The sequence below is a fragment of the Microbacterium sp. genome, assembly GCF_036566905.1.
GTDB lineage: Bacteria > Actinomycetota > Actinomycetes > Actinomycetales > Microbacteriaceae > Microbacterium.
The window spans coordinates 1-2,707 of record NZ_DATCVK010000066.1; the positions used below are offsets into that span (position 1 = coordinate 1).

General features: G+C 71.0%; 3 protein-coding genes. All 3 read left to right on the top strand.

Translation table 11 applies throughout. The features are described 5' to 3' along the window. Nucleotides 1-218: 218 nt before the first annotated feature. Nucleotides 219-878: a hypothetical protein gene (locus VIP82_RS05790; protein ID WP_331906568.1), complete on the top strand. Its 660-nt coding sequence runs from the start codon at nt 219-221 to the stop codon at nt 876-878. Between the two features lie 60 nt (nt 879-938). Next, nucleotides 939-2,204: a DNA polymerase IV gene (locus VIP82_RS05795; protein ID WP_331906570.1), complete on the top strand. Its 1,266-nt coding sequence runs from the start codon at nt 939-941 to the stop codon at nt 2,202-2,204. Nucleotides 2,205-2,266: 62 nt separating this feature from the next. Continuing rightward, nucleotides 2,267-2,599: a hypothetical protein gene (locus VIP82_RS05800; protein WP_331906572.1), complete on the top strand. Its 333-nt coding sequence runs from the start codon at nt 2,267-2,269 to the stop codon at nt 2,597-2,599. Nucleotides 2,600-2,707 lie beyond the last annotated feature (108 nt).

The following is a 2,707-nucleotide window of genomic DNA, read 5'->3' on the forward strand; positions in this document are numbered from 1 at the left end:
ACTCGGTGGGATGCGGTGCGCTCGATTCGCTCACGGCCCCTCCGACTACTCCGTCCGGCCCTATGGCAATTCTGGCACGTTCGGCCCCGCGACCCCGATGACGTGGCCGACGTGATGGCGAGGGACGCGCACCCGATTCGACGCGCAACCCCATTCACAGCACGCTCAATGCTGACGGCCATAGATTGGTCGTCCCCTGAACGATTGACGAGGACAACATGGGATTCCTTGACCGTCTCTTCGGAGCAGTTCCCGCCGAACCGCAGCGGCCTCAGCCGCCCCGGGCCCAGCCCGCCCGCAGGCTGAGCGACGACGAACTCGCGGTCGAGCGCTACCGGTACCTCTTGCGCACGGCTCCGCCCGAGTCCGTCGAGGCGGTGCACGCCGAGGCGTTCGCGAAGCTCACGCCGCAGCAGCGCCAGGCGGTCTTCGCGTCGCTGAGTGCAGAGGCGCCCGCCGGTGAGCGACTCGTCTCCGACGAACCGAGCGCACTGGCCCGCGCCGCCACCCGCGCCGAGCTCCGCTCACCCGGCAGCGTCGAGCGCGCCTTCAACCGAGCGGATGCCTCGGGCGGGCGGCCGCAGCAGGGCGGCCCGTCGTTCGGCGGCATGTTCGCGGGCTCGCTGCTCGGCTCCGTCGCCGGTGTGGTCGTCGGTTCGGCGATCGCGCAGGCGTTCCTGCCCGATCCCTCGGCGTTCGAGGCGGGCGCCGATGGCGGCGACGCAGGTGCCGACGCCGGCGGTGGCGACGCTGCGGCGTCCGACGGCTACGGCGGGTCCGGCGGCGATTCGGGCGGCGCCGATTCGGGCGGCGACTTCGGAGGATTCGGCGATTTCGGTGGCGGCGACTTCGGTGGCGGAGGCGACTTCGGATTCTGATCGCACCGGGCGTTCGCGGGCGGCGCCTGCGATGACGGCGGCAGCGGATAGGGTCGCATCATGAGCAAGCAGGACGGCTCGTCGCGCCAAGTGACCACCGGTCCGGTCGACGACTCGGCGACACCGATCCTGCACGTCGACATGGACGCGTTCTTCGTCTCTGTCGAACTGCTGAAACGGCCCGATCTGCGCGGCAAGCCCGTGCTGGTCGGCGGCGCCGCGGGGCGCGGGGTCGTGTCGGCCGCGAGCTACGAGGCACGCAAGTACGGCGTCAACTCGGCCATGCCCATGTCGCTCGCGCTGCAGCGCTGCCCCAACGCGGTCGTGCTGCGCGGCGACTACGCGAGCTACACCGAGTACTCGCGCCGGGTCATGCACATCTTCGAAGAGGTCACCCCGCTCGTCGAGAAGCTCTCCATCGACGAGGCGTTCCTCGACGTCTCAGGCGCCCGCCGACTCCACGGCAGCCCTGCCGAGATCGCGTGGCGCCTGCGGCGGCGCGTGCACGACGAGACCGGCCTCACCTGCTCGGTCGGTGTCGCGGCCACGAAGTTCGTGGCGAAGGTCGCCTCGAGCCGAGCCAAGCCCGACGGCATGCTCGTCGTCCCGGCAGACCGCACCCTCGAGTTCCTGCACCCGCTGCCGGTCTCCGCGCTCTGGGGCGTCGGCAAGGTCACCGAGGAGTCGCTCACCCGTCTCGGACTCCGCACGGTCGGTGATGTGGCCGCCATGCCGACCGACGCACTCGAACGGGCGCTCGGGCCGGCACTCGCCGCGAAACTGGCCCACCTCTCGATGGGCATCGACGCCCGAGACGTCGTCACCGGGCGAGAGGAGAAGAGCATCGGACACGAGGTCACCTTCGGGTACGACCTCACCGACCTCGAGCAGCTGCGGCGCGAGTTGCTGCGGCTCTCCGACGACGTCGCGGTGCGGCTCCGCCGTGCCGGTGTCGTGGGCCGCACGGTCGTGCTGAAGCTGCGGTACGGCGACTTCCGCACCGTCACGCGGTCGCGCACCCTGGGGGAGCCGACCGACGTCGCGAGGCGCATCTACGACGAGGCATCCGCTGCGCTCGGCGAGCTCGCAGGCGATGGCGCCCGCATCCGTCTCATCGGCGTGCGGGCCGAGCAGCTGCGGCCCTCGGGCAGCGGCGCGATGCTGTGGGACCCCGACGAGGAATGGCGCGAGGCCGAACGCACGATCGATGAGGTGACCGCCCGGTTCGGGCGCGGCGCTGTGCGGCCCGCCTCGCTCGTGAAGCGTGCGGCAGATCGCGTCGAGTCGTCGCGTCGCAAAGCTCCCGATGGCGGCGACGTCCGCTGAACACGATGCCGCGAATCCCGCAAGGGGTGGTTCGCGGGCGAGCGCGCGGGTAGCGTTGAGGCATGGCTGAACTCGTTCTGGACCTTGCCGAGACCGTCGCCGGCGTCGGTGTGAAGACCTCCTACGGCGATGCCGTCGACATCGACGGCACGACGATCGTGCCCGTCGCGCTCGGGTACTACGGCTTCGGCGCGGGCAGCGGCTCCGACGGGGCGGGCGATCAGGCGGGAGGCGGAGGTGGCGGCGGACTCTCCATTCCGCTCGGCGCATACGTCGGCCGCTCGGGCGATGTGCGCTTCGAACCGAATCTCATCGGGCTGTTGCTCGTCGCCACGCCACTCGTCTGGGTCAGCGGCAAAGCGCTCCGAATGGTGATCCGCGCGCTCAAGCGCTGACCCTGCTGCTGCGGTCGCGGCAGGCGCCGTGGCCGCCGTCGTCCGCGCCATCGGCGTATACTCGTGCTCGAACACGGGAGTCCGGTGAGCCGGGCTGAGAGGAAGGTT